Origin of the sequence: Leadbetterella sp. DM7, assembly GCF_040829825.2 — a bacterium.
Lineage (GTDB): Bacteria > Bacteroidota > Bacteroidia > Cytophagales > Spirosomataceae > Leadbetterella.
In genome coordinates this window covers 82167-108702 of sequence record NZ_JBFOLH020000010.1, presented here as the reverse complement: position 1 = coordinate 108702, position 26536 = coordinate 82167, and the positions used below count along the sequence as shown (strand labels likewise).

At 48.6% G+C, this 26536-nt stretch carries 21 protein-coding genes and 1 tRNA gene; 14 read left to right on the top strand and 8 right to left on the bottom strand.

The window, feature by feature from the left end:
* Window positions 1–4: 4 nt before the first annotated feature.
* Both AB2U10_RS12545 and AB2U10_RS12540 read left to right on the top strand, forming a co-directional pair.
* A complete protein-coding gene (locus tag AB2U10_RS12545) occupies window positions 5–2086 on the top strand; it encodes a c-type cytochrome domain-containing protein (RefSeq protein ID WP_367915247.1) in 2082 nt (693 codons plus the stop codon).
* Window positions 2087–2177: 91 nt separating this feature from the next.
* Entirely contained in the window at window positions 2178–2795 is a 618-nt protein-coding gene (locus AB2U10_RS12540; protein ID WP_367915248.1) for an alpha-ketoglutarate-dependent dioxygenase AlkB family protein, read from the top strand.
* Between the two features lie 275 nt (window positions 2796–3070).
* Here the strand turns inward: AB2U10_RS12540 and AB2U10_RS12535 are convergent.
* The 3 genes from AB2U10_RS12535 to lgt form a co-directional block, all read right to left on the bottom strand.
* Window positions 3071–3142 (bottom strand) — tRNA-Arg (locus tag AB2U10_RS12535).
* Window positions 3143–3351: 209 nt separating this feature from the next.
* Window positions 3352–4599 carry a glutamate-5-semialdehyde dehydrogenase gene (locus AB2U10_RS12530; protein WP_367915249.1) on the bottom strand — a complete coding sequence of 416 codons (1248 nt, stop codon included), beginning with the start codon at window positions 4597–4599 and terminating at the stop codon, window positions 3352–3354.
* 5 nt (window positions 4600–4604) lie between these two features.
* Window positions 4605–5423, bottom strand: coding sequence for a prolipoprotein diacylglyceryl transferase (gene lgt / locus AB2U10_RS12525; protein ID WP_367915250.1), 819 nt, complete (start codon window positions 5421–5423; stop codon window positions 4605–4607).
* 252 nt (window positions 5424–5675) lie between these two features.
* On the opposite strand from lgt, the gene argC reads away from it, so the two are divergent.
* The gene (argC, locus tag AB2U10_RS12520; protein ID WP_367915251.1) at window positions 5676–6641 is read left to right on the top strand and encodes an N-acetyl-gamma-glutamyl-phosphate reductase; all 966 of its coding nucleotides are present in this window, start codon (window positions 5676–5678) and stop codon (window positions 6639–6641) included.
* 2 nt (window positions 6642–6643) lie between these two features.
* Window positions 6644–7765, top strand: a complete 1122-nt coding sequence (locus AB2U10_RS12515) for an aspartate aminotransferase family protein (protein WP_367915252.1) — start codon at window positions 6644–6646, stop codon at window positions 7763–7765.
* A gap of 221 nt (window positions 7766–7986) precedes the next feature.
* Here AB2U10_RS12515 and AB2U10_RS12510 read toward each other — a convergent pair whose 3' ends face one another.
* A complete protein-coding gene (locus tag AB2U10_RS12510) occupies window positions 7987–8937 on the bottom strand; it encodes a sugar phosphate isomerase/epimerase family protein (protein WP_367915253.1) in 951 nt (316 codons plus the stop codon).
* A gap of 197 nt (window positions 8938–9134) precedes the next feature.
* On the opposite strand from AB2U10_RS12510, the gene AB2U10_RS12505 reads away from it, so the two are divergent.
* Window positions 9135–9692 (top strand): YceI family protein, encoded by a 558-nt coding sequence (locus AB2U10_RS12505; protein WP_367915254.1) that lies wholly within the window; start codon window positions 9135–9137, stop codon window positions 9690–9692.
* A gap of 143 nt (window positions 9693–9835) precedes the next feature.
* On the opposite strand, the gene AB2U10_RS12500 is transcribed toward AB2U10_RS12505, so the two are convergent.
* From AB2U10_RS12500 to AB2U10_RS12490, 3 genes are all read right to left on the bottom strand, one after another.
* Entirely contained in the window at window positions 9836–11125 is a 1290-nt protein-coding gene (locus AB2U10_RS12500) for an ATP-grasp domain-containing protein (RefSeq protein WP_367915255.1), read from the bottom strand.
* Window positions 11109–11816, bottom strand: coding sequence for a WbqC family protein (locus tag AB2U10_RS12495; RefSeq protein WP_367915256.1), 708 nt, complete (start codon window positions 11814–11816; stop codon window positions 11109–11111). The genes AB2U10_RS12500 and AB2U10_RS12495 overlap by 17 nt, the downstream gene beginning before the upstream one ends.
* Before the next feature lie 207 nt (window positions 11817–12023).
* Window positions 12024–13295, bottom strand: coding sequence for a DUF349 domain-containing protein (locus AB2U10_RS12490; protein WP_367915257.1), 1272 nt, complete (start codon window positions 13293–13295; stop codon window positions 12024–12026).
* 133 nt (window positions 13296–13428) lie between these two features.
* Between AB2U10_RS12490 and ettA the strand changes: the two genes are divergently transcribed.
* The 3 genes from ettA to AB2U10_RS12475 are packed head-to-tail and all read left to right on the top strand — an operon-like array spanning window position 13429 to window position 16736.
* Complete coding sequence (ettA, locus tag AB2U10_RS12485; RefSeq protein ID WP_367915258.1) at window positions 13429–15090, top strand: energy-dependent translational throttle protein EttA; 1662 nt, start codon at window positions 13429–13431, stop codon at window positions 15088–15090.
* Window positions 15091–15093: 3 nt separating this feature from the next.
* The gene (locus AB2U10_RS12480; RefSeq protein ID WP_367915259.1) at window positions 15094–15915 is read left to right on the top strand and encodes an aminotransferase class IV; all 822 of its coding nucleotides are present in this window, start codon (window positions 15094–15096) and stop codon (window positions 15913–15915) included.
* Window positions 15916–15962: 47 nt separating this feature from the next.
* Window positions 15963–16736 carry a DUF3298 and DUF4163 domain-containing protein gene (locus AB2U10_RS12475; protein ID WP_367915260.1) on the top strand — a complete coding sequence of 258 codons (774 nt, stop codon included), beginning with the start codon at window positions 15963–15965 and terminating at the stop codon, window positions 16734–16736.
* On the opposite strand, the gene AB2U10_RS12470 is transcribed toward AB2U10_RS12475, so the two are convergent.
* On the bottom strand, window positions 16709–17740 hold the full coding sequence (locus tag AB2U10_RS12470) for a hypothetical protein (protein WP_367915261.1): 1032 nt from the start codon (window positions 17738–17740) through the stop codon (window positions 16709–16711). The two genes, AB2U10_RS12475 and AB2U10_RS12470, sit on opposite strands and share 28 nt — an antisense overlap.
* Window positions 17741–17861: 121 nt before the next feature.
* On the opposite strand from AB2U10_RS12470, the gene dusB reads away from it, so the two are divergent.
* The 6 genes from dusB (at window position 17862) to AB2U10_RS12440 (ending at window position 26522) form a co-directional block, all read left to right on the top strand.
* The gene (dusB, locus tag AB2U10_RS12465; protein WP_367915262.1) at window positions 17862–18890 is read left to right on the top strand and encodes a tRNA dihydrouridine synthase DusB; all 1029 of its coding nucleotides are present in this window, start codon (window positions 17862–17864) and stop codon (window positions 18888–18890) included.
* A 159-nt stretch (window positions 18891–19049) separates the two neighbouring features.
* Window positions 19050–20309, top strand: a complete 1260-nt coding sequence (locus tag AB2U10_RS12460) for a TolC family protein (RefSeq protein WP_367915263.1) — start codon at window positions 19050–19052, stop codon at window positions 20307–20309.
* Window positions 20306–21313, top strand: coding sequence for an efflux RND transporter periplasmic adaptor subunit (locus tag AB2U10_RS12455; protein ID WP_367915264.1), 1008 nt, complete (start codon window positions 20306–20308; stop codon window positions 21311–21313). Before AB2U10_RS12460 ends, AB2U10_RS12455 begins: the two co-directional genes overlap by 4 nt.
* Before the next feature lie 11 nt (window positions 21314–21324).
* Window positions 21325–21624: a DUF190 domain-containing protein gene (locus tag AB2U10_RS12450; RefSeq protein WP_367915265.1), complete on the top strand. Its 300-nt coding sequence runs from the start codon at window positions 21325–21327 to the stop codon at window positions 21622–21624.
* A gap of 3 nt (window positions 21625–21627) precedes the next feature.
* On the top strand, window positions 21628–24759 hold the full coding sequence (locus tag AB2U10_RS12445; protein ID WP_367915266.1) for an efflux RND transporter permease subunit: 3132 nt from the start codon (window positions 21628–21630) through the stop codon (window positions 24757–24759).
* 239 nt (window positions 24760–24998) lie between these two features.
* Window positions 24999–26522 carry a M48 family metallopeptidase gene (locus AB2U10_RS12440; RefSeq protein ID WP_367915267.1) on the top strand — a complete coding sequence of 508 codons (1524 nt, stop codon included), beginning with the start codon at window positions 24999–25001 and terminating at the stop codon, window positions 26520–26522.
* Window positions 26523–26536: the final 14 nt, after the last annotated feature.

The window sequence follows — 26536 nt, the reverse complement described above, 5'->3', positions numbered from 1 at the left end:
ACCTATGCGGAGAATCCCGGAATACCTCCTGATATTTTTGAACTGCCTGCTGGCCGTTCTGGTGATCTTTGAAAACCGGCTGCAGCTACCGCAGGCGCTGGCCTTTACGGGGCGTTTGCACCCGGTGATCCTGCATTTGCCCATCGGGCTTTGGGCCGGGGTGATCCTTCTTTACCTGCTGCGGCACCGGGTTACCGGGTACAGGGCCCTGCTGCTGATCTTCCTGCAGGTGACCGCTGTTTGTATGACCCTTACCGCCCTGGCCGGAATGACCCTGGCCCTCGGTGGCGATTACGATACAGTAGAGGTCGCCGGGCATAAATATGCCGGGGTAGTGCTCAGCGGCCTGCTCTGGCTCACGGTTATCTTCTTTGACCGGATCAGCACGCGGGGCTGGCCGGTGGTGCTTGGCCTGGCCAGCGTGCTCCTCGTTCTGACGGGCCACCGGGGCGGAGAGCTGACGCACGGCAAAGACTTCCTGTCGTTTCAGCCGGCAGCCACTCCCGTCCAGCCGGATGACGTATATGCGGCCCTGGTAGCCCCGCTTCTGAAAGAAAAATGCAGCTCCTGCCACAGGGCCGGCAAGACCAAAGGCGGCCTGAGCCTGGAATCGGTAGCGATGATGGTAAAAGGCGGAGAGAACGGCCCGGCCATAGAAGCGGGCAAAGCCCTTGAAAGCCACCTGATGAAACGGATCTTCCTGCCCCTGGAAGACAAAAAGCATATGCCGCCCCGCCAGAAAACCCAGCTTACAGAATCGGAAATGGAAATCCTGACGGCCTGGATTAACGAGGGTGCTCCTGAAAAAATGAGCTTTGCGCAGTTGCAGCCTGACTCGCCCCTGAGAAAATACCGGCAGCAGGAGCCGGAAGAAAAATACACTTTCCCGGCTGCCGGCCCGGAAACGCTGGCGGAGATCAATACCCCGTTTTGCAGGGTCACGCCCCTGGCGGTGAACAGCCCGGCTCTGCGGGCCTCGTTCTTTGTAAAGACTAAATTTGACCCGCAACAGTTGGAAAAGCTGCTGCAGGTAAAAGAGCAGCTGGTAGAGCTCAACCTCAGCAAAATGCCGGTAAAAGATGCCGACCTGAAAGTGCTGGCCCAATTTAAAAACCTCCGGCACCTGAATCTCAGCAGCACAGAGGTTACCGGGAGCGTCCTGGGCTACCTGAAAGATCTCAAAAACCTGGAGTCGGTCTCACTGGCCAATACACGCTTACAGGATCCTGACCTGGCGGTGCTGGCCCGGCTGAATGCGGTTTACCTTTGGGAAAGCGGCTTTACGGCCGCCGACAAAGACCGGCTGAAAAAACTGAACCCGGCCATACAGCTGGATACCGGCCAGAGAGAAAATGAGCGGATTGCCATCAATCCGCCCGAAAGCACACAGAAAAAAGCGTTCCTGGCCGCCGGGACCCCGGTAGTTTTAAAGCATGCTTTGCCCGGTGTGCTGATCCGGTATACCCGTGACGGTTCGGTACCCGACAGCACCCACGGAGAAACGTATACCCAACCCCTTACCGTGCACGGCCGTACCCAGATCAAAGCCCGGGCCTTTAAAGAAGGCTGGCTGGGCAGCACGGTGCTTGAGCTGGATTACCTCGTGAACGGTGTAACGCCCGACTCCGCGGCTCTCTCCACTCCGCCTGCTCCTCAATACACCGCCAAAGGCGCCCGCAGCCTGTATGACCGGGTGAAAGGCGATCCCGATAATTTCCTGGATAAAACCTGGCTGGGCTACCGGGAAAAACCGCTGGAAGCTGTATTTTTCTTCTTCAGGCCTCAGGAGCTGAGAAACGTAACGGTAAGCATGCTGGAGAAAGTGGATTCCTATATTATGCCACCCAAAAGTATTGAAGTTTGGGGCAAGGCTGTATCCGGGAAAGAGCAGCTGCTCGGAAAAATTTCACCTGTTCAGCCCACGGCCGGGCGTCCCCGGAAAACCACCTTTTGGGATATCGCGATACCCCCGCAGAAATACAGTGAGATCAGGCTCCGGGTCAGCAACGTGAACCCCTTACCCGCCTGGCACGCAGGCAAAGGCACTCCGGCATGGGTATTTGTAGATGAAGTGGTTTTTAACTGAAGGCCGTAGATGCAGAGCGCTGGTAAAAATGATCAAATAGCGGAAATGTTATAAATTCTTCGGAAATTGTCCCGGATATAGAAAAGCAGGAATGAACGTAAGAACCGACAAAGACCGGAACAGACTCCCTTACGACGGGACCGTAAATTATTACGGAAAACTTCTGAAGAAAGAAGAGGCAGACTTTTACCTGGAGAGATTGCTGGAAACCATTGAATGGCGGAATGACGAAGCCGTTATTTTCGGCAGGAGAATCATCACCAAACGGAAAGTGGCGTGGTATGGTGACAAGCCTTTTGAATATACCTATTCCAATACCACCAAATATGCTTTACCCTGGACAAACGAACTGCTGGAGCTTAAAAGCATTGTGGAGAAGGAAACCGGCGAAAGCTTTAACTCCTGCCTGCTTAATCTATACCATACGGGTGAAGAAGGCATGGCCTGGCACAGTGACGGAGAAGCCGATCTGAAAAAAAACGGGGCAATTGGTTCATTGAGCCTTGGTGCTGAAAGAAAATTTGCCTTTAAACATAAGCAAAGCGGTGAAAAAGCAGAGCTGATCCTGGAGCACGGCAGCCTCCTGGTCATGAAAGATACAACCCAGACCCACTGGCTTCACCGCCTGCCCCCTACCAAAAAAATAACGGCACCGAGGGTAAACCTGACCTTCAGGACAATTGTAGAGCCTTATACCCCTGCTGTATGACCGGGTCGTCAATCCGGAGTTCAAGATGCATTATTTTGCCGTCAGGTTTATCATATCTTCTCTGAACTTTGGCGTCAAATATGTCGGCCAATAGGTTAATCATTCTTTCCGCATCGTCCACCATAAACTAGGGGGAGACTGAATTATAATTTGCCGGCTTGAAATGATTAGTCATAATTATTTATGTTTTCTTTTTATACGCAGAACCGCCAGACAAAGAATTATCTCATAAAAAAACAGGAAAAGCGATAGTTGTAATCACTTTTCCTGTTTAGTGGTCCCAGCGGGAATCGAACCCACATCTAAAGTTTAGGAAACTTCTATTCTATCCGTTGAACTATGGAACCTTCTCGTTTCGGACTGCAAATGTCGGAAAACTTGCGCTAATTTGAAAATATACACCAACAAAAATCCCCGGCAGTACCGGGGATCTTTGAAGATTATTACCAATATGTATGAAGATAAATGCTGTTTGATCTCCGTTGCAAAATTGCATCGGCAGTATTAACTGAATATTACGGGAGTATTAAGAATTGCGACCGTTAGCTTATTTCATCTACCATCTCACCTGCCCCTCACCCACAGCCACCCACTTTTCTGTCACCAGCTTTTCGAGGGCAAAGGGTCCGCGGGCGTGGAGCTTCTGGGTAGAAATGCCGATTTCGGCGCCTAAGCCGAACTCGCCGCCGTCGGTGAACCGGGTGGAGGCATTGTGGTATACGGCAGCAGCGTCTACCTCGTCAAGGAAACGCTCTGCAAGGGCCTGGTCGCGGGTAACAATGGCCTCGGAATGCCGGGAAGAATATTCCCGGATGTGATCCAGGGCTTCGTCGGGACTGTTTACCGTTTTTACCGATACCTTGAAGTCGAGCCACTCCTTGCCAAAATCTTCTTCTCCGGCCCGGTTTACCCGGAAACCTTCCTGCTCAAAGTAGGGGAGGGCCGCTTCATCGGCAAAAACCTCAATAGCATATTTTTCGAAGCCGGCTTTCAGCTTGGGGATCAGCTCCCCGGCTATAGCCGCATCCAGGATCATGCAGTCGAGCGAGTTACATACCGATGGCCGCGAAGCCTTGGCGTTAACGATGATCTCAGCCGCCATGCCTGTGTCTGCCGTCTTGTCCACATACACATGGCATACCCCGGCGCCGGTCTCGATGGTCGGGATGCGGGAATTTTCGCGTACAAAGTTGATCAGTCCCTGGGAGCCCCTGGGAATAATAAGGTCTACGTACCGGTCGGCCTGCAGCAGCTCGGTCATAAACTTCCGGTCAGTAGGGAGCAGCAGAACCACCTCTTCCGGCAGCCCGTTTTGGCGTAATGCCTGGTGGATCAGCTGCACAAAGACCCGGTTGGAATAATCGGCTTCCTTCCCGCCTTTCAGCACGGCTGCGTTCCCGGAGAGAAGGCAAAGCGCTGCCACATCAATGGTCACGTTCGGGCGCGACTCAAAAATAGTGCCCACCACTCCCATCGGGGTAGTTACCTTTTTCAGCCGGATACCGTTAGGCAGGGTCTTTTCCAGCAGCACTTTCCCGGCCGGGTCTTCCAGCCGGCTGACTTCCCGGAGCGAACCTGCCAGAGAACGTACCCGGTCTTCGTTAAGCAGCAGGCGATCGTATTTGGGGTCTTCCCGGCCCATGCGGTCCAGGTCTTTCCGGTTTTCAGCAAGAATAAGGGCCGTATTTTCCGTGAGCAGGCCGGCCAGGTCGGTCAGCACTTTTGCTCTTCGGGAATGGGGTGTCCGCCGCAGCTTCGCCGCCTCCCTGCTGGTTTTCTGCAATTCAGGTAGTAGGCTTTCCATCGGTTTCAGGAGAGGTCAGGCCGGTTACGAAACGACCGCACCAGGAAATACAACCCGATCAGCACGGCCGGTACGCTCAGGATCTGGCCCATATTCAGCTTCATGCTCTCTTCAAATGCCACCTGGTTTTCTTTGGTGAATTCATAGAAGAAGCGAAGTCCGAATACCCAGATAAAAAATATACCGGTAAGCGAACCCTGCGGGGTTTTCTCCCGCCACTTGTTGTACAGGAAGATCAGAATTGCAAAAATGACAAGGCAGGAAACCGACTCGTACAATTGCGACGGATGCCTGGGTACCTGTGTAAATTCAAAATTCTGTTTGAAGATCACGCCGAAAGGCCCGTCGGTGGGTTTCCCGATGATCTCCGAGTTCATGAAATTACCGAAACGGATAAATGCACCGCCCAGCGCCGATACAATCACCAGCCGGTCTGTCAGCCAGAGGTAGCTGTATTCGGGGTGTTTCCTGCGGAACAGGAAAAGGCCGATCAGCACACCGAATGCTGCACCATGACTGGCCAGCCCGGCATAAGGCGGCATCAGCATATCGTAAATAAAGGCACCCGGGTGCTCAAAGAAATGATTGCCTTCATAAAAAACGTAATGCCCGATACGCGCTCCCAGCACAATAGAAAGGATCATCGTCAGCAACAGGGCATCCAGGTCTTTGCTGTCTTTCTTTTCGATCTTGAATGCCCAGGCAATAATCTGGTATCCGATCACGAAACCCAGGGCAAAAAGCAGGCCGTACCACCTGATTTCAAAGTTTCCGATTTTAACAATAGTGGGCGAAATATCCCACACTATCTGGGCTAAAGTCATATTTATTCCGATTTATAGAAGCGTAAAAATACAAGGAAAATGGTGAAGTAGGGGAAAGGGGCCGGTTTATTTTCTCCTGCGACCCGTAAAATAAAATTGGCCGGCCGTATGGTTTTTAATTTTAATTCCTACATTTGTGTTAAACTTCTGTTTGGCATTTGAGCGAGATCAGCTACATACAGACTCCCCGCGCCGGGCACCGACGATAGGTGCCGTGCATCTCTATTTGTTTCATCCGTTAATTGTTATTTCATGAATTCCATAAGCGTTGGAATCATAGGAGCGGCCGGGTATACCGGCGGAGAGCTTCTGCGAATCCTTATCCATCATCCGCAGGCGGAAATCGTCTTTGCCAACTCCCGCAGCCAGGCGGGCAAACCCGTGTATGAAACCCATACCGACCTGCTGGGCGACACCGGCCTGGTCTTTACCTCCGGGCTTCCCTTTGAAGAAGCAGATGTGATCTTCCTGTGCTCGGGTCACGGGCAGTCCCGGAAATTCCTGGAAGAAAACCGGGTACCGGAGACCGTAAAGATCATTGACCTCAGCACCGACTACCGCAATGAGACCGGGGGCTTTGTATACGGCCTGCCCGAGCTGAACCGCGAGAGAATCCGTGAAGCCCGTAAGGTGGCCAACCCGGGGTGTTTTGCTACAACCGTTCAGCTGGCCCTGCTGCCCCTGGCGCATGCCGGGCTGCTCGGGGAAGTGCATGTGTCGGCCATAACGGGCTCAACCGGTGCCGGACAGGCCCTGAGCGCCACCACCCATTTTTCGTGGCGCAATAACAATGTATCGGTTTATAAAGCCTTCACGCATCAGCACCTGGCAGAGATCCGCCAGAGCCTGAGCCAGCTTCAGGATGGCTTCTCGGAAGACATCAACTTCCTTCCTTACCGGGGGAACTTCCCGCGCGGCATCATGGCCAACGTGTACCTGGACTTTGAAGGAAGCCTGGAAGATGCCCAACATCTTTTTGAAACCTACTATGCAGAGCATCCGTTTACCCATATATCACACCGGCCCATTGATGTGAAGCAGGTGGTCAATTCCAACAAATGCATCCTGGAATTGCAGAAGCACGGTAAAAAGCTGCTGATTACCTCTGTTACCGATAACCTGCTGAAAGGAGCCTCGGGGCAGGCCGTGCAGAACATGAACCTGATGTTCGGCCGGGACGAAACAACAGGTCTTCATCTTAAAACCATTTCTTTCTGAAAATGAAATTATTTGACGTATATCCGATTAACGCCATTGAGCCTGTAAAGGCTCTGGGAAGCAAGCTCTGGGACAGGAACGGTACCGAGTACCTCGACCTATACGGGGGGCATGCCGTTATTTCCATTGGCCACTCGCATCCGCACTATGTGCAGAAAGTCAGCGACCAGCTGGCTAAGCTGGCCTTTTATTCCAACTCGGTTGAAATACCGCAGCAGCAGGAGCTGGCCAATAAGCTCGGCGAGCTTTCGGGCCTGGACGATTATTCGCTCTTCCTGGTGAACTCGGGGGCGGAAGCTAACGAGAATGCCCTTAAGCTGGCCTCCTTCCATACCGGCCGTACCAAAATAGTGGCCTTTACCAAAGCCTTTCACGGGCGGACATCCGCGGCTGTAGCGGTGACCGACAACCCGGCCATTAAGGCTCCGCTGAACTTTGCGGGCCATGTGCAGTTTGTGCCTTTCAATGACGTGGAGGCCGTTAAAGCAGCCGTAGACCAGGATACCTGCGCGGTAATTGTAGAAGGTATACAGGGCGTGGGCGGCATACAGGTGGCCAGTGAAGCATTCCTGGGAGCCATCCGCCAGGCATGTGATGAAAACGGGGCGGTGATGATCCACGACTCCGTGCAGTGCGGATACGGCCGCAGCGGAAAATTCTTTTCGTTTCAGCATTACAGCGTTAAGCCCGATATCGTGGCCATGGCCAAAGGCATGGGCAACGGCTTCCCCCTGGGCGGTATTCTTATCTCGCCGGAATTCCAGGCGAAGCATGGCCTTCTGGGCACTACTTTTGGCGGGAACCACCTGGCCTGCGCAGCAGGAATTGCCGTACTGGATGTAATGAAGCAGGAGAACCTGGTAGAAAATGCCGCGCGCACGGGTGCTCACCTCATCCATGCGCTGAAAAGCTTTACAGGCATCCGTGAAGTGCGGGGCCGCGGGCTGATGATCGGCATTGAGCTGGAGGAGCCCGTCAGCACGGTAAGGAAGAAGCTCCTGGAAGACGATAAAATATTTACGGGAGTGGCCGGCACCCATACCATTCGCCTGCTGCCTGCTTTGTCGCTCAGCACAGGAGATGCAGACCGGTTCCTGGAATGCTTCCGGCAATACGTGAAATAACAGGAAGTAGCTGGCAGATCGGGTAATGAGCAGGATTTTTGCCCGGTTCTCGACTACGCCCGGTTCTCGACTTCGCTCGAACTGGTTCTCGACTTCGCTCGAACTGACAAGCCACGAGCGCTACCTGTCAGTTCGAGCGAAGTCGAGAACCGGCTCGGGTGTAGCCTGGAGCCAGTTTGAGCGAAGTCGAGAACCGGGCGCATTGCAGCTAACCGGCCTGCTTACCCGTTAAAGGCCTTCCGGAGCAGGGCCAGGCTTTTGGGAACAGCCGTTTCCGCATCTTCTTTACCCTCCATTTCCAGGGAAATGTATCCCTTGAAGCCATGCTTACGGGCTATTTTTGCTATCCGGTCGTAATCGAGGTCAAGATCATAATAATGACCGCCGCCGTAATACGTTTTGGCCTGGATGATATCGGCGTATTGCACCAGTCGCTCAAATTGCGGATAAGGATCACCCACGTAGTTACCGGTATCGAGGTTCAGGCCCATAGACGGCGAGTCTTTTAAGGCCATATAGATGCGTTCAAGGTAGTCAATATTGGAAGAAAGGCCCCAGTGGTTTTCAATGGCCAGTATTACGCCTTCCTGCTCGGCATATTTCAGGCACTCCTTCATTCCTTCGATGCACCAGTTGATGGCATCGTTATCCGTATAGCCGGGAAGTGGCGTTTCCTTTCCTGTTTTGTAATAATCAGGGGCCGAACGGCCTGTTCCCCAGCTGCCCGTGTTCATCCGGATACACGGAATTCCCATTTGTACGGCCAGCTGAATACAACGGATGGTATGGGCTACGTCCTTCGCGCGGGCTTCGGCGTCGGTCTTTACAAAACTCTGGTGTATGGATAGCATGGGCAGGGCCAGACCGGCATCAAATGCCATTCTTTTCAGCTTGTTCATGTACGGTTTTTCTTCGCTTTCCATCTGGCGGTGCAGAATCTCCACCCCGTCAAAACCCAGTCGTGAGGCATTTTCGATCACTTTTTCAATCGGGTATTTTACTTTTTCAAAATGCCAGTACGAATACGTGGATACGGCAAAACGAATGGGTGGCCGGTCGGCGGCAACCGGTTCCGGCTCCGCAGCAAATGCTCCGGGGGCAGCTAATGCGGCAGCGCCTCCGATAGCGATGTTTTTAATGAGGTTTCTCCGGGAAAAGGCAGTGTTATTCATATGTATTAAGATTGATCGTTTATGCAATTTACAGAAAATACCGGCTCATTTCCATGCCGGTCAGGCTATTTTTAACAGGCTGAAGATGAAGAAACAGGAAAGAGCCGGGAATACCCCGAAATAATTTTTGTTTAAATTAGAATATTTTTAATTTAGCATCGTGTATATACATGAATTACATCTTTAAACAAACCAACATGAAAAAAATTATTTTGTCTTTTGCGGCCGCTCTGGTCACTTCGCTGACATTTGCCCAGGATTGGGCTTTGGATAAGGCACACTCGCACGTAGGCTTCACCATTGTCCACCTGAAAATTTCAGAAGTAGATGGAACCTTCGGAAAGTTTGACGCCAAAATGACCTCATCCAAAGATGATTTCTCCGATGCCGTTTTCGATTTTAGCGCTGAGACTGCTTCCGTGAATACCGGTAATGACAGGAGAGATAATCACCTCAGATCAGACGACTTCTTCGGGGCAGAAAAAAATCCGGCAATAACTTTTAAAAGCACTTCAGTAACAAAGGTATCGGGCAACAATTACAAAATTACCGGTAACCTGACCATGAAAGGGGTAACCAAGCCTATTACATTGGATGCTGTTTTCAGAGGCCCTATTGAAGGCAGGGGAGGCAAGAAAATTGTAGGTATCAAAGCCAGCGGTACCCTGAACAGGATAGACTTTGGTGTGGGTACCTCAGGCCCTACCGTAGACGATGAAGTAACCCTGAAAATATCGGGTGAATTCTCGAAATAAAAAGAGGATTATCGGTGCGTGATTCTTGATTACGCTCGATTTCCGTCCTCGCTCGAACTGGTTCCCGGCTACGGTCGAACTGACAAGGGGCAACGGCTCCTGTCAGTTCGAGTGAAATCGGGAACCGCATGAGCGCAATCTCCTTACTCCCGCCAGTCGATCAGCGTTGCCAGTGCATCCACATCAAAAACAGGCAGATTCAGCTTCCGTTTAACTTTCAGGCGTTCTCCGTAAGCGTTGTCTATAAAAATCACCCGTTCTTTCTCCGTAATGTAATTGTATTTTTCGTCTTCCATCGGGATGTGGTGGATGACGTCGAAAATACCCCGGTGAATAGACAGCTTATCCAGGGTTTCTTCCAGGTTGCCCTGGTGCTTGGTGATCAGCTTCAGGGTACGGCCTTTGTTTTTCTGGTGATACAAAAACATCATCACGTTCTGGTTTACACGGCCTTCTTTGGTGATGGTATCATCAAAATCAATATAAATGGTATCGTATTCCAGGTCAACGGTGTACCGGCTGAAAAGGGCGCGGTCTACTTCTATGCGGTAATCGTTGGGAATTACCTCTACGTCATAGTCCAGGTAATCGTATACCATCAGCAGCGGGAAATTTACCCCGATGCCCCTGAAAACATTCATATTACCGGCTACTTTAACCGATGCTTCCAGCAGCCGGAACCGGCCGTTCACGTCTTTTTTTACCTGGAAATACCAGGCGCCGCGTATGCCTATGGTATCTGAAACCATTCTCCCGATAGCCTCAACTTCCGGTGTGAGGGGTACGGAAGCACTGTTGACCGACACACCGTCAAATACCCGTTTCCGGGTACGCGGGCCCATGAACCGGATCTTCCCATGGCGGTCGGTGAAGCAGTCCACCGTCAGCTCTTCACCGGGCAGAAGCTCCATAAATACGTAATTTTCCGGATCGGGCAGGTCTTCCAGCTGCTGCCGGTTATGCACCACAAATGCCCCTTTGCTACCCTGGCCTTCGTCGAGCTTGGCGTAAATGGGATAGGCCGGGACAGCGTCTATGGAATCAAAAACGGCAGGATTAAAATCATGCTCCCTGAACAGCGCATAAATCTTCTTCTTGCTCCGGCATATCTCTGCCTGCCGCAGGCCGGGTACGGCCACCCGGGCACCAATCTTGTCGAGGTTGCGGGCCATATATACCAGAACGGTATCGTGTGTGGGGAGGATAAGGTCAATAGATTCCTTCTCAATGAGCCGGTTCAGCTCTTGCAGGAAGTTTTCTTCCGCAATATTAGGAAAGTTACCGTAATAATTGGCATACACCATGCGGCCGTGATCTTCTCTTTTGGAAGCACCCACCACACGGATATTCATCACATCTTTCAGGGCTAAATGGATTTCCATGGCGCTCTCGGCACCACATGGAAATACAAGCACATTAGTTTTCCTGTTCATCTTTTATAATAATGTCGAAGTTGTCCAGCCACCGGATCACCTGTTCCTTCGGGTTGAACATCAGCAGGTCGAGTACAGACAGCCAGGGTACAAATGCATCTCCGGGCTGGGGGTAAGTAAAAGGCCTGGCCTTATGAAACTGCAAAGTTAAGCCCTCTGCGCTAAAATCAGCAGGATGATAGAGATCAAATCCGCCGATGGGGTTAAGATAAATGCGACCGCCTGTCTTTTTGACCAAGGCAATGACCTTATCCTGTCCTTTCAGGGTGTGATCGATCTCCACGGTAGAAGAAACGGTCAGCGGAGTCGTAATGTCGAGGTACCGGCAGACGGTACGGAGGGAAGAAAAAATAAAATCAAAAAGCCCCTGCCCGGGAAAATAGAAAATACTTTCCACCATCGGGAAAATCGTTTCGAAGTAAGGCGCCTTCCGGTAGTTTTGTGCTATTTTCCGTACTATTTTTTCGCGGTCGGACGCCCAGCTGTCGCTCAGCCGGCGGTCACGTACATCCAGGAAATCGGAGTCTTTCTTCAGGGTCAGGCTGAAATATTCATCCTTCCCGTTCTGAAGCATCCGGTTGCGGTGAAACCATCCCTTTTTCGAAAACTGGATATTATCATAGACAATAAACTCGTCTACGGCACGAATGAGCTGAAAATAACCGATATACGGCAAAAAGTAGGGTTGCATTACGGCAACCTTTTTAGGCGTAAGTTCCAAGGATTTTTGTATGATGTTAAACAGATATCCGAAAAGCCTGGTGCTTAATTACGTTCGGTTCTTGACTTCGCCCGGTTCTCGTCTACGCCCGAACTGACAAACCACGAGGGCTACCTGTCAGTTCGGGCGAAGTCGAGAACCGCCTAGTCGAGAACCGCCTAGACGGGAACCGGGTAATTACAAGCTCGCGGCCTTCTGCCTGAGCTCTTCGAGAATAACTTCTTTCATCAGCAGCTTCCTTCTTTGGGTTTTCAGGTTGCTCTGAATCATTTTTTCCATTTCTTCATCCATGCGCTGTCCGTCATACGAACGGATCAGCTCGTCCAGGTCGGTGCGCGCTCTCCGTACAATATTGTCCATTTCACGATATTTGGTCAGATCTTTCTGCTTATCGGAAAGGAAATTAAATGTAGGATACTTACGGGCAATCACCTTATGCAGGTAGCTGAGCTCAAATATCTTGTCGCAGGCCGCCCTGAATCGCTCGGCGATATTCCTGTCGGCCAGGTGCGCCGGTATCCGGATGGTCTTCCACTCGTTGAGCAGGAACTTGGCCCGGTTGGTGGCAGCAAACATATCGTCAGATTCCGACAGCTTTTCCACCTCTTTTACCATATTCATCTGCGCTTCTACCCGGGGATCCAGCTTCCGTTTAGGCTGAATACCCTTGGCCTTGCAGTACTTTTCGTAGAATATGGAGGTAGGCCTCTTGAAGTTCTTGAACAGCGCCTTCAGAATCTTCGGCGGAATTTCCCCGATGATCTTCCATTCGGTCTGGTAGTTCCGCAAATCCAGGAATGCTTCGTCCCAGTCGGTACGGTCAACCAGCTCTTCTGCCTTGACGATCAGGTCGTTGTATTTGGCGACCCGCTCATCAATCAGCCTGTTCTGCTCTTCAAAGAATGCTTTCCTTGCCTGGTAGAAGGTATCCAGAATGCTCTTGAACTCTTCTTCAATGGCTGCATTCAGGTTTTTTTCTACCGGACCGGTGCGAATCCACCGGCTACGGATCTCCTGCAGGACATCAGCGGTGTCTTTCCAGTCGGTACTGTGCTCATAGGGTTTTGCCTCGTCAATAAGCTGGCGTTTGATCTGGAGGTTGGAGAGCTGATTCTGTTCGATCAGGCTTACCAGATCTTTTTCCATGACCTCCAGTTTATCCAGGAGAGGAAGGAAATTGCCGATCCCGTCAAAATTAAGGAGCCTTTTCCTCAGCTGGAGAAGTTTGGTCAGATACGACCCTTTATTCTGGGCGTTCGAGATCTCTTCTTCGAGTTGATTCACTTTTGATACAGCTATATCGTATCTTCTTTCGAAGTACTGAAAAGCCTCCTCATCCGTGTTTTTTACTTCGCCGATCTGTCTGTCGGGCATGCCCAGATACCCTTTCAAAAATACCTTACCGTCAAGAACGTAAGCGTATTCGTTTTCTAACGTAGAGCCTTTCATATTAATACCAGGAGTGGCCAGGTTAAATTTATATTGTTTATTTGGTTTTGAGGTGTAAAAAAAGGAGTTTTTTTGCACATTACAAAGTAAGAACGCGATATTTGTGTATTAAATTACATTTTAGTCAAAATATATGAGTGAACAGGTCATCTTTTCGATGGCTGGCGTGAGTAAAATCATCCCACCTAATCGTCAGGTACTTAAAAATATTTATCTTTCTTTTTTTTACGGGGCCAAGATCGGTGTGCTGGGCCTCAACGGTTCGGGGAAGTCCACCCTGCTGCGCGTCATTGCCGGAATCGATAAAAATATTAACGGGGAAGTGGTGTTTTCACCGGGGTATTCGGTAGGGCTGCTGGAGCAGGAGCCTCAGCTGGACCCTGAAAAGACCGTAAAAGAGGTGGTGGAAGAAGGAGTAGCAGAAATTGTGGCCCTTCTGAAAGAATTTGATACCATCAACGAAGCCTTCGGGGATCCGGATGCCGATTTCGATAAGCTGATGGAACGGCAGGGAGATGTGCAGGAAAAGCTGGATGCCCTTGACGCCTGGGAACTTGACTCCCGGCTGGAGCGGGCCATGGATGCCCTGAGATGCCCGCCCGGAGAAGCGAAAATTTCTACTCTCTCCGGCGGTGAGAAACGCCGGGTAGCCCTCTGCCGCCTGTTGCTGCAGCAGCCCGATGTGCTTTTGCTGGACGAGCCTACCAACCACCTGGATGCCGAGTCGGTGCTGTGGCTGGAGCAGCACCTCAATCAATATAAAGGTACGGTGATTGCCGTAACCCACGACCGCTACTTCCTGGACAATGTGGCCGGGTGGATCCTGGAGCTGGACCGGGGCGAGGGAATTCCCTGGAAAGGAAACTACTCTTCCTGGCTGGAACAAAAGCAGAACCGGCTGGCCAGCGAAGAAAAGAGCCAGTCTAAGCGTCAGAAAACCCTGGAACGTGAGCTGGAATGGGTGCGTATGTCGCCCAAGGGGCGTACGGCCAAGTCGAAAGCCCGTCTGAATGCGTACGACAACCTGTTGAACCAGGACACCCGGGAGCGGGAAGAAAAGCTGGAGCTGTATATTCCGCCGGGGCCGCGCCTCGGTAACAAGGTCATTGAAGCCCAAAATATTAAAATGGGCTTTGAAGACCGCCTCCTGTATGAAAACCTGAGCTTCAGCCTGCCGCCGGCCGGGATTGTGGGCATCATCGGGCCGAACGGGGCGGGAAAAACCACTCTCTTTAAGCTCATCACAGGCCGGCTTCAGCCCCTGGAAGGTACATTTGAGACCGGCGATACCGTAAAAGCCGCCTATGTAGACCAGGAGCACAACCAGCTGGACCCCGGCAAGACCGTATACGAAATGATCTCAGGTGGAAACGAATGGATCACCCTGGGCAACCGGCAGATCAATGCCCGGGCCTATGTGAGCAAATTCAACTTCGGCGGATCTGACCAGGAAAAGAAGATCGGTGTACTCTCCGGCGGGGAAAGAAACCGGGTGCACCTGGCCATGATGCTGAAAGAAGGCGGAAACCTGCTTTTGCTGGATGAGCCTACCAACGACCTGGATGTGAATACCCTGCGGGCCCTGGAAGAGGGCCTCGAGAATTTTGCCGGCTGTGCCGTGGTGATCTCCCACGACCGCTGGTTCCTTGACCGTATAGCTACCCATATACTGGCTTTTGAAGGCGACTCACAGGTCACCTGGTTTGAAGGTAATTTCTCGGAATACGAAGAAAACCGGAAGAAAAGACTGGGAGATATTACCCCTAAAAGAATAAAATACCGTAAACTGCAATAAGCAATGCATCACTGCTGGTTAAATGGAAAAATAACAGATGTAGCCTCCGCCCCGTTTCATTTTAATGACCTGGGCGTGCTCAGAGGCTACGGACTTTTTGATTATTTCAGAACCTATAACGGCCGTCCTTTTCAATGGGACTGGTACTGGGAAAGGTTTGAGCGCTCTGCCCGTATTCTGCGCATTCCGTGCCCGGTAACTCAGCAGGAGACCCGGCAGATTGTGTCGGAGCTCTTTGCCTTGCAGGGCGGCGAAGACTGTGCGTTCCGGTTCCTGCTGACGGGTGGCTTTACCGGTGATTCCATTTCCATGCATACGCCCAACTTTATTATTATTTCAGAAGACCTTCATCATGACGCACCGGGTGAGCACGAAAAGGGTATCCGGGTTATGACCTATGACTTTGTGCGGGATCTGCCCATGCTGAAAAGTACCGATTATAAGCACCTGCTGATTCTCCGTCACGAGTTCGGCGAAAGGGGCGTAACCGATGTGCTGTTTCACAAAGACGGCTATATCAGTGAGCTGAGCCGGAGCAACGTGTTTATCGTGAACGGTAACAAGCTGATCACACCCCACGAAAATATCCTGGAAGGTATCACCCGCCGAACGGTGCTGGAACTTGCCCGGCCTGATTTTGAGATCGAGCTGCGCCCCGTTACCCTGCAGGAAACCCTGGAAGCCGAAGAAGTCTTCACCACCAGCACCACCAAACGGGTGCTGCCCATTACCGGTATTGACGACCGGGTAATCGGTAGCGGCAGAATAGGGCCGAAGTCGCAGATTCTTCTTGACCGCATTAATGATCTGGTAAGAAGCTGGTGATACAATATTTCCGGGAATAAAACGTTACCTTTTTAAAGCTGTATTAGATGTATAAATCCATAACCGTACTGATCGGCCTTGTGCTTTTGATGCAACGATGCACGTCAGGGGGTTCCATGACCGAAAAAAAGGCCGTCCTGGCCGATTCCACTTCGTTTTATACCATCTCGGTAGAATACCCGGAAGACAAACGGGATAAGGAGCAGGTCATGAAGACCTTTGTGCTGGACCGCTACAATGCCAAAAAGGAAGAATGGAAGATCGGCGGGCCGCTCTACGAAGAAGAACGCAAAATAAGCCGGGCCTTTCCTGACCGGGCCAATATACGGTATACGTACGATATGGGGTTTGAACGTTTTTCGGCCGACAGCCTGAAGGCGGTTTCCTATCTTTTCACTACCTATGAATATACGGGGGGCGCAAACGGCAATACCTTGGTCAACAGTTACTGTTTCAATGCGGATAACCGGAAAGTAGAGATAGAAGATATTCTTGATTTGTCAGCCAATAAAGACATCCGGCTGTCGCGGCTGCTGGCAGAACGTGCGCTGTCAGATACCACGCTCTTCTTTAAAGACTTTGTGGAAGCAGGACTGGGCCTGGCCTATCTGAAGCCTGACGGAGTGACGCTGGACCGGGAGAAATGTCGGTGTGACGGATTTTTCTTCGGTTCCAACTTCCGGAATTTTGTAGTGGAAGACCGGGGCATGACCTTTTATTTTGATAAATACTCCATTGCACCGGGAGCTGCCGGCATCACCCACCTTACATTGAGCTGGGACGATCTCCGGCCTTACCTGAAAAAGCCCCTTCCTTTCTGAGGCGGAACATCCGTTTCGCCGGTTTTAAACCGGGCCTGCAGGGTGCCGTTTTTACGCGGAACCAGTATGGCGAAGGGCCACCAGACATCCGTAGCCTTTTTGAGCCCGGCAGGGTCATAATACCGCCGGTCTCCTTTCAGCTGACCGTCGGCATAGTGCTGGTCAATGGAATACGGGTCGTGTATTTCCAGCCACATTTTCCCGTCAATAATGCTATATCCTTTTACCAGGAGAAAATGTCCCCAGCCCTCGCTGTTGGCTGCGTAAAAGCGGTTGGTCCGTTCAGTGAGAACCGGGTTTTCCTTCACATAATACATATCCAGGCAGAGAATGGCCAGGTAGCCTGCGTTAATGATCTCTGCCAGCCTGGTTTCGTATTCGGTTTCGGGCAGGCTGGCGGGTAGGGGGTAATATCCCGGTGTAACCCCGTATTTCCGCAGGTAATCGTAAATGTTATTGGTATACCACCACCCGCCTTCGGGCAGGATGGCGTTACGGGCGTCCAGCGGGCTCAGGTGAAAAGTAGAATCGCTCCACCGCAGCGCCATGGTCACCACGGTTGGGCCACAGTTGATGTACTGGTGGGTACCGGTACCGTACTGGTCCAGGTAAAAAGAATAGCTCCGGTTCAGGCTTTTGTATTTCTCCTGGTTCAGGCCCATCCCGTATTCTTCAAATACCGACGATTTTTTCAGGGTATAGCTGCGGGTATGGCCGCCGGCTGATTTCAATACCAGCACTTCTGTCCCGGAAAGGTCGGCGATAGTGCCCGGCAGGAGCACGTTACCGTTCATCTCCAGCTGCGCATTGCCTGTAGCGGCATAATCTACGGTCAGTGACTCCCACACCTCGTTTTCTGCCAGCTTAACGGCAATGGAGAGGTCCTGGTTATTCACCAGGGCGGCCTGTCCGTTTACGGCAAAAGAAAGCAGGGTATCCGGTACTACCTTGTCTTCCCTGCAGGCGAAGGGGAGCAGGAGAAGGATATAAATGAGTCTTTTCATATATTCATGTCGAAGTTCCCGGTACACTTTAAACGTATAAAAGTACGCCGAATGTCTGCAAGTCGTGCTATTTTCAACGGTTTTCGAACTTTATCCCTTCAAAATGAATTATTTTTGCAGTATGATTAAAATCGGGAATATTGAATTAGGCGAATTTCCGTTGCTGCTGGCACCCATGGAAGATGTGAGCGATCCTCCCTTCCGGCAGGTGTGCAAGGAGAACGGGGCGGATATGATGTATACAGAGTTCGTGTCGTCAGAAGGACTGATCCGGAACGCCGTGAAAAGCGTACGGAAGCTGGATATCTTTCCTTACGAGCGTCCTATCGGCATCCAGCTTTTCGGGTCTGACGTAGACACTATGGCAGAATGCACCCGTATTTCCACAGCGGTCAATCCCGATCTTATTGATATCAATTACGGCTGCCCGGTGAAAAAAGTGGCCTGCCGCGGGGCCGGTGCTGCGCTCTTGCAGGATATCCCCCTGATGGCGGCCATGACCTCAGCCGTGGTGAAGGCCACTCCTTTGCCCGTAACGGTCAAAACCCGGCTGGGCTGGGACGATTCCACCAAAAATATAGAAGAAGTGGCTGAAAGGCTGCAGGATGTGGGCATACAGGCCCTCACCATTCACGGGCGTACCCGGGCGCAGCTCTATAAAGGAGAAGCCGACTGGAGCCTTATTGCCCGGGTAAAAGAAAACCCCCGCATTAAAATCCCGATTTTTGGAAACGGCGATATCGACAGTCCCGAAAAAGCCCTGGAATACCGGAACCGCTTCGGGGTAGACGGCATCATGATCGGCCGCGCGGCCATCGGCTATCCCTGGATCTTCAACGAGATCAAACACTATTTCCGCACCGGGCAGCACCTGGCCGCTCCCACCATGGGCCAGCGCGTAAGCGCCGCCGCCCGGCACCTCCGGTTTTCGGTAGAATGGAAAGGGGAGACCCTGGGCATCCTCGAAATGCGGAGGCATTATTCCAACTACTTCAAAGGCCTGCCCAACTTCAGAGAGCACCGCATGAAGCTGGTGCAAAGCATGAACCTGGAAGAAATTTTTGAAACCCTTGAGTTTGTACACCGGGAATACGAGGGTATAACCCTGGAAACCAAGGCAAAAGCGGTGGAATACGGGGGCGTGGATTAGCCGTACCGGGGTTTGTGCCTCTAATAAAAATCTAATATTTTTTTGTAGAATACAACACTTTTAATTACGTCTAATAGGATTCTAATATTTTTCTATAGGCTTTCTAACTGATTTTTCTACAAGCGATAAAGAACTTTGCGCCGACTTAAAAATAGTGCAATGGTATTTCGCTTCAAACACGCATTTTCAATACTTTTTTCTTTACTGCTTTGCTTCACAGCAACAGCACAAAGCAACTATACACTACAGAAGGCCCTGCAAACAGCAAGGTCAAATAACCCTGTTTTAAAAACAGAGCAATTTAACGTAGATGCAGCACAGGCAGAGGTTATTACAGCAAAGCTGTTTATCAACCCGGCATTCAATTTTAATTATATGAATGTTGCTGCCAAAAAATATGCAGAGCCTAATTCAAACTTATACAGTGCTATAAACAACCAATACGTATTTCAATTGGGCAAAACCTTTCAGGTGGCAGGACAACATAAATACAAAACAGACGTAGCCAATAAGAACGTTGTTTTTACCGAAAAAAATTACACCGAAACCGAACGCAATCTTTTTGCAGATGTAGCCGCAAAATGGTTGGAAGTATGGACAGCCCAAAAGCAGTTGGATATTCTGATAACTGCTAGAAACAATATTGAGAGCTTAGTTATTACCAATCAAAACCGGTACAAAAATCAGGTCATTACACAAACCGATCTGTATCGCACCGAATTGCTGTCAAAGCAATACGCCATTCAATACAAAACAGCTTTACAAGAGGTTGTTAACCGCCAAAATGAATTAAAATTTTTATTGGGCGTTCAGGACAGCATAAACATTGATACTGCCGATAATTTTCTTTTCCGTATTCCTGCAGAGATAGACAACCTGCTTACACAATCGCTGCAAAACCGCAGCGATATTCTTACGGCAAAATCATTCATTGAAGTTTCAAACAGCAACATAAAGCTGCAAAAATCGCTCGCCTTTCCGCAGCCTGAATTAGGTTTTTTTTATAATCCGCAAAATGCTGTTCCTTACTGGGGTATTTATGCCGCTATTGATTTGCCTTTTTTTAACCGTAATCAGGGCGAAATAAAAAAATCATATCTGCTGAAACAGCAAGCCGAGCAACACCTTTTCACGGTACAAAGCCAACTGCTAACCGAAATCACAACCGCTTATGCCAGCTATCAGTTACAGCAGCAGAACGTTCAGAATTTCCAGGCTGTTTTACAGCAATCGCAAACCATTTTAGACAACGTAAAATACGCTTACCTCAAAGGCGGTACAGCCATTATAGATTTTTTGGAAGCACAACGCAGTTGGCTGGAAACACAGCAACAATATTATGATGCTTTGCAGCAATACCGCCAGGGCTACATTCAACTGCTTTATACAACAGGTTTAATCAATCAATTAGCAAAATGATGAAGAATATAAGATACATGCTGCCAATACTTCTGCTTCTTGCTTCCTGCGGGAACAAAGAAAAAAAGAAAGAAGAAAAAAATACAACTCCTGTAATAAGCAGTAACGGACAGACAATAACCTTTCCTGATACGGAAACCCTTGCTTTCTTCAAAACCGGAAAGATAAACACTGACCATATCAATGCCGATTTTACCGCAATCGGAAATGTCGGGGCCACTATTCTTGCATCAAGCACAGGAGCAGCACAAAACATTGTGCTGTTTGAAAACCCCGAATTGGCAAGTAACTATACACAGCTTATTCAACATCAAATCAATATCCGTCAAATTCAGAATATCAACATCAAACAAAAGCAAATTGAGTTGGAACGGACAAAGGATTTACAATTACACGGCTCAGCCACAGGGCAGGATTTATTAAATGCCCAAACAGCATTAAGTATGGAGCAAACGGGTTTAGCCAATGAAAAAGCGGCTTTGATTGAACACGAAGCAAAATTGAAATCAGGCGGCTTTAACCCTGAATTACTGCGTAACGCAAAAGCAGGAACGGCATACATTATTTGCGACATTCCCGAAAATCAGATAGGAAAAATCAAGCAAAGTCAATCCTGCAATATCGTTTTTACGGCATTTCCAAATGAAAAATTTATCGGGAAAACAGATGCAGTTGCAGATATGGTAGACAATGCAACACGAATGGTAAAAGTCAGAATTTCAATAAACAATTCATCAAGTAAAATCAAAGCGGGAATGTTTGCCAATGTTTCGTTTGGATTGAGCGAAGGCAATTTTATCACCATCAGTAAAACATCATTAATAACCGTACAGGGGAAAAACTACGTGTTTGTAAAGAAATCTGCTAATGAATTTGAACGCAGGGAAATTCAGACAGGGCAACAAATTGGCGACAGGCTGATTGTTTTTAACGGACTGAATAGCGGGGACGAGATTGCTATTGAAGGCGTAATGCAATTAAAGGGATTATCATTTGGCTACTAAAATTTATTTCAATGTTACAAGCACAGATTTATATAGATAAAGACGAACTGAAGGGGACAAAGCCACTACATCAGTTTATTATGCAATTACTGATTGACAACGGAATTGCAGGAGCAACTGCATTTGTCGGGCATTCAGGTTTTGGCGGACATCAGCGCCTCAAGCAACCTGCACAACAATTCTCATTTGACGAAACGCCTATGCTTATCATTTTCATTGATGAAAAAGAAAAAGTAAAAGAAGTGTTGACCGAATTGCGGAAGCAATACAGGGGCGGATTTATTGTAACACATCAGGTCGAAAAATGGTAAACAATGATTAAAAATCTTCTCATATTCTCACTAAAAAACCGGTGGCTTGTAGTTACGGTAAGTTTTGTATTAATGGCAGTTGGCTACTATTGCTTCACACACTTAAAAATTGAAGCCTACCCCGATATTGCCGATACCAATGTAATTATCGTAGCACAATATCAGGGACGGGCAGCGGAAGAAGTGGAACAGCAGGTTACGGTTCCCATTGAACGGGCATTACAGAATACACCCAATGTATTAGATCGCAGAAGCCGGACCATTTTTGGTTTAAGTGTGGTACAGCTTACTTTCAAAGACGGCACAGATGATTATTTTGCAAGGCAGCAGGTAATGGAACGATTGGCAACAGCCGAATTGCCCGAAGGCGTATCGCCTGAGCTTGCACCGCTTTCCACTGCCGTTGGTGAAATTTTACGTTATGTAGTGGAAGCATCGCCAACCTTTTCGCCCATTCAGTTAAGGGATTTGCAGGATTGGGTAATTAAACCCTACTTACTGCAAACCGCAGGAATTGCAGACATTACCACCTTTGGCGGACCATTAAAACAATTCCATATCCTTGCTTATCCCGACAAATTACGCAAATACAATCTGACAATTTCCGATGTAGAAAATGCCATTACAGCCAATAATCAGAATACAGGCGGAAATATTATTGAACGTGGCGGACAAGGCTTTGCCGTTCGTGGATTGGGAGCAATTAAAAACGAAAGCGATATTGAGAACATCGTACTAAAATCAGAAAGCGGAGTACCTGTTTTTGTTCGTGATGTAGCAAGTGTGGAAATAGCACCGCCACCACCAGGCGGGGTTTTGGGCTATACCGTTGCAGACGAAAATGTGAATGTAAACAACGGAGTAGAAGGAATTATTTTGCTTCGCAGGTACGAGAACCCAAGCGAAGTATTGGCAGAGCTGAAACAACGTATTGCTGATTTACAGGAACACGAACTGCCCGAAGGTGTAAAAATCAGAACGTTATATGACCGTAGCTTTTTGATAAACCATTCCATACATACGGTTGGCAAAACTTTATTCGAAGGCGTTAGCATTGTAATCATTATTCTGATTTTCTTTTTGGGAAGTGCAAGAAGCGCGTTAGTTGTGGCACTCACTATTCCGTTCTCATTGCTCTTTGCCTTTATTATTATGCGGTTTACAGGCATACCTGCTAACCTGCTTTCATTGGGAGCTATTGACTTTGGTATCATTGTGGACGGTGCGGTAGTAATGGCGGAACATCTTATCCGGAAATACAGAACAGCTACACCCGAAGAAAAAGAAAACGGTATTGTGCATATTACTTTACTTTCTGCACAGGAAGTAGGCAGGGAAATTTTCTTCTCCGTAACGATTATCATTTTAGCCTATATGCCCATACTTTTAATGACAAGGGTTGAGGGCAAATTGTTTTCGCCTATGGCTCTGACATTGGCATTTGCGGTTATCGGTTCCATGATTGCTGCATTGACATTCATCCCCGTATTGATTTCATTTGTTTATAACAAAGTCATTTCAAACCCCGGCAAACCATTCAAAGAGCATAAAAACAGGGTACTTGAATTTTTAGAAAACAGTTACGGAAAAACCCTTTCCAAACTTTTAAAACATTACAAAAAAACGGTTTTGATGGGTTTTGGAATAGTAGTATTGCTTATTTCCTTTGGTCTGAAATTAGGGACAGAGTTTTTACCCGAATTAGACGAAGGCTCTATTTTTCTTCGTGGCAACTTTCCTGCGGGCATTACCATTCAGGAGAATGCCAAGTATGCTCCGAAAATCAGAAGCATTATTGCCAAATATCCGCAAATCGCTTTTGTCATTACCCAAACAGGCAGAAACGATGACGGTACGGATCCTTTCCCTGCCAATAGAAACGAAATCTTAGTGGGGTTGAAAGATTACCACTTGTGGAGCGACACCATTTCCAAAAAAGAATTGGTAACACAAATCCGTACCGAATTAGAAAAAGAATTACCAGGTGTGAAATTCACATCAGGGCAACCCATTATTGATCAGGTAATGGAAATCGTTACAGGCAGTGCTGCCGACCTCGCCGTTTCTATCGTGGGCAATGATCTGGTAATGATGCGGAGCAAGGCAGACAGTATTGCGAACATCATAAAATCTATGCACGGAAGCGAAGGCGTAAACATTGAGCAGGAAGGAACACAAGAGCAAGTAGCCATTCAAATAAACCGTGAACAGGCAGCCCGATACGGCATCAATGTTTCCGATATACAAAATATGATTGAAGCTGCCATAGGTGGTAAAAACATTTCCGTATTGTATGACGGAACAAAGCGCTATGATATTGTAATCCGCTATTTACCACAATTCCGAAACAATATTGATGAAATCAAAAAACTGCTTGTGCCTTCTGCCAGGGGTTCTTTAATTCCTATGGAACAACTAGCCGACATCGGTTTTACGGAAGGGCAAACCAACATTTACCGTTACAACAATAAACGAATGGTAACGGTACGAACCAATATCAGAGGCAGAGACCAGGGTGGATTTGTAAAAGAATTGAACAGTCGCGTTGAAAAGGAAATTCAAATTCCGAAAGGGTATGAATGGGTATATGGCGGTCAATACGAAAACTTAGAACGGGCAGGAAAGCAGTTAGCATTTACCATTCCATTGACCCTGATAATGGTTATTGTGTTTCTTTTTATGCTTTACAAAAATTTCAAACATACACTGATAACAACAAGCTGTGTTTTGTTTGCATTAGCGGGGGGCATAATAGCCCTGCTTATCCGCGGCTATTACTTTAATGTTTCGGCGGGTGTTGGCTTTGTTTCTATTTTCGGAATATCGGTCATGTCAGGGGTGTTATTGGTTTCTGCATTGAACAGGGCAACATTTAATAATACCATCTCACGGTCACTTATTAACCTTACATCCAAAGAACAGCTGAGGGCATTATTATCTATCCTTGTCTTAGCCATTTTCGGGCTTATCCCTGCTTCTATTTCAAGCGGCATCGGTTCTGACGTTCAAAGGCCATTGGCAACCGTTATCATAGGTGGCCTGACAAGCACATTGCTTTTTGCACCGCTATTGATACCGCCTTTGTATTGGTGGACAAATAGGGTTAAAAGCAAGGCTGAAAAAGTGACATTGTAACCGATGCAGGGCGTGTGGTACCCCAACAGGTATTTTTAAATAGTTCGTGCTATTTTTTTTGTTATTTTCAGAAAAAATAGTAATTTAGACTGTTAATACCTAAAAAACCAATGAAAAACCACTATTTAACCCTGTTATTTTATCTGTTCATTTCCATTCATTCATTTGCGCAGGTTGAGGTTCCTATAAAAACCACTCTTACAGGCTTTATTATGGAGTCTAAACCGCCTTATCACTCATTGAGAGTATCTTTTGAAGGCCAGGTAGATGAATTCTTCTCCCAATTAATGTTTACAGATACAACCCTGATCTTCAAAACAAAGGCAGAAATGAATGCCTATGAAAGGTTGATGAATAAATACAAAAATGAGGTAAACAAAAAGGCAAAAGCAGAGGCCAAAGGAACCCGGCTGAAGGATAATCCGAAAGAATTGGAAACACCGGATATCAGCGGGTACCTGGATGAAAGAGAAATGTTACGGCCGGGTATAGAAGTAGAGGTTACGTTTGACAAATATACGTACACCCGGAAAAATGTAATTCTCATGATCCTGGTCAAAACAGACTTTAGCTCAACCGTAAAAGTGAAAGGACTGTATGAAAAGCTGGATGGCGACGTGGCGACCATTGACGGTCAGGCGGTATCGCTCAAAGAAAATGTTGCTTTGGTCGGGAAAAGCGGGTTTGAAGGAAAAACCTTTTCGTCGTTTAAAGAAATGATGTACGGCATGGAGATAGAGGCCAAAGGGAAAAGAAAGACGAACGGGGTGATAGAGCTGGAATCGGGCACGGTTACTGAAAATGAATTCTCGGAAGTGGACCGTAAAATAGCCACTTCGTACAGAAATATAATGAAGAGATCGGCCAACCAGGAAGAGATCAATATAGCCGATACGCTTACCTTGCAGCTGCTGAACAATGTAACGATCCAGACGTATATTAACCGGGTGGCCTATGCGGTAGTGCCGAAATACATGAAAACCCTGCCTGACGGTACGCCGGGAAAAGTTGACTTCTCATTTTTAGTGATCAAGGATAAATCGTTTAACGCGTGTGCTTACCCTGACGGCACTATCCATATTTATACGGGCCTGCTGGAAAAAATTGAAAACGATGCTCAGCTGGCCGCAATTATTGGTCACGAGATTGCCCACGTGGTTTATAAGCACTCCCGGAAAAACTACCAGAAGCAGAAAGCGCCCCTCATCTTGTCTGAGCTAAGTGTCCTGGGCATGATTGCCGGTATAAAAGGGGCCGATATAGCCGTGGTAGCCACTGCCCTGGGCGGGCCCATCCTGTTAAGCAGCTACAGCAGGGACATGGAAGAGCAGGCAGACAGGATAGGTTTAACGTATTTGTACGATGCCGGGTATGACCCCAGGGAGGCCCCGAAAATATGGCAGATGCTGGCCCATGAAGCAGATGATGAGCTTCCTTCCGGGTCATTGCTGCAGGCGGTTTCCCTGAAAGGCGCGAAAAAGCTCAAATCAATCTACAATTCTCACCCGGAAGCCGAAAAAAGATACCGGAACCTGAGCCTGCTCCTGGCGCAAAACTACCAGGAATCTGACCTCTCGGGCCTGAAGGTAGGTACAGAGAGCTACCAGAAAATGAAAGCAACCTTAAAGAGGGTAATGAAAGGACTGCCCGAAAAAGAGGAGGTAAGGGCTGAAGTACCTAAAAACAACACGAAAACACCAAAGCAAACGCAGAAAACCCCGGTAAAAGCCAAGACCGGCACCTCCTCCGCCCGGAAAAACTAAACAATTTCACCTCA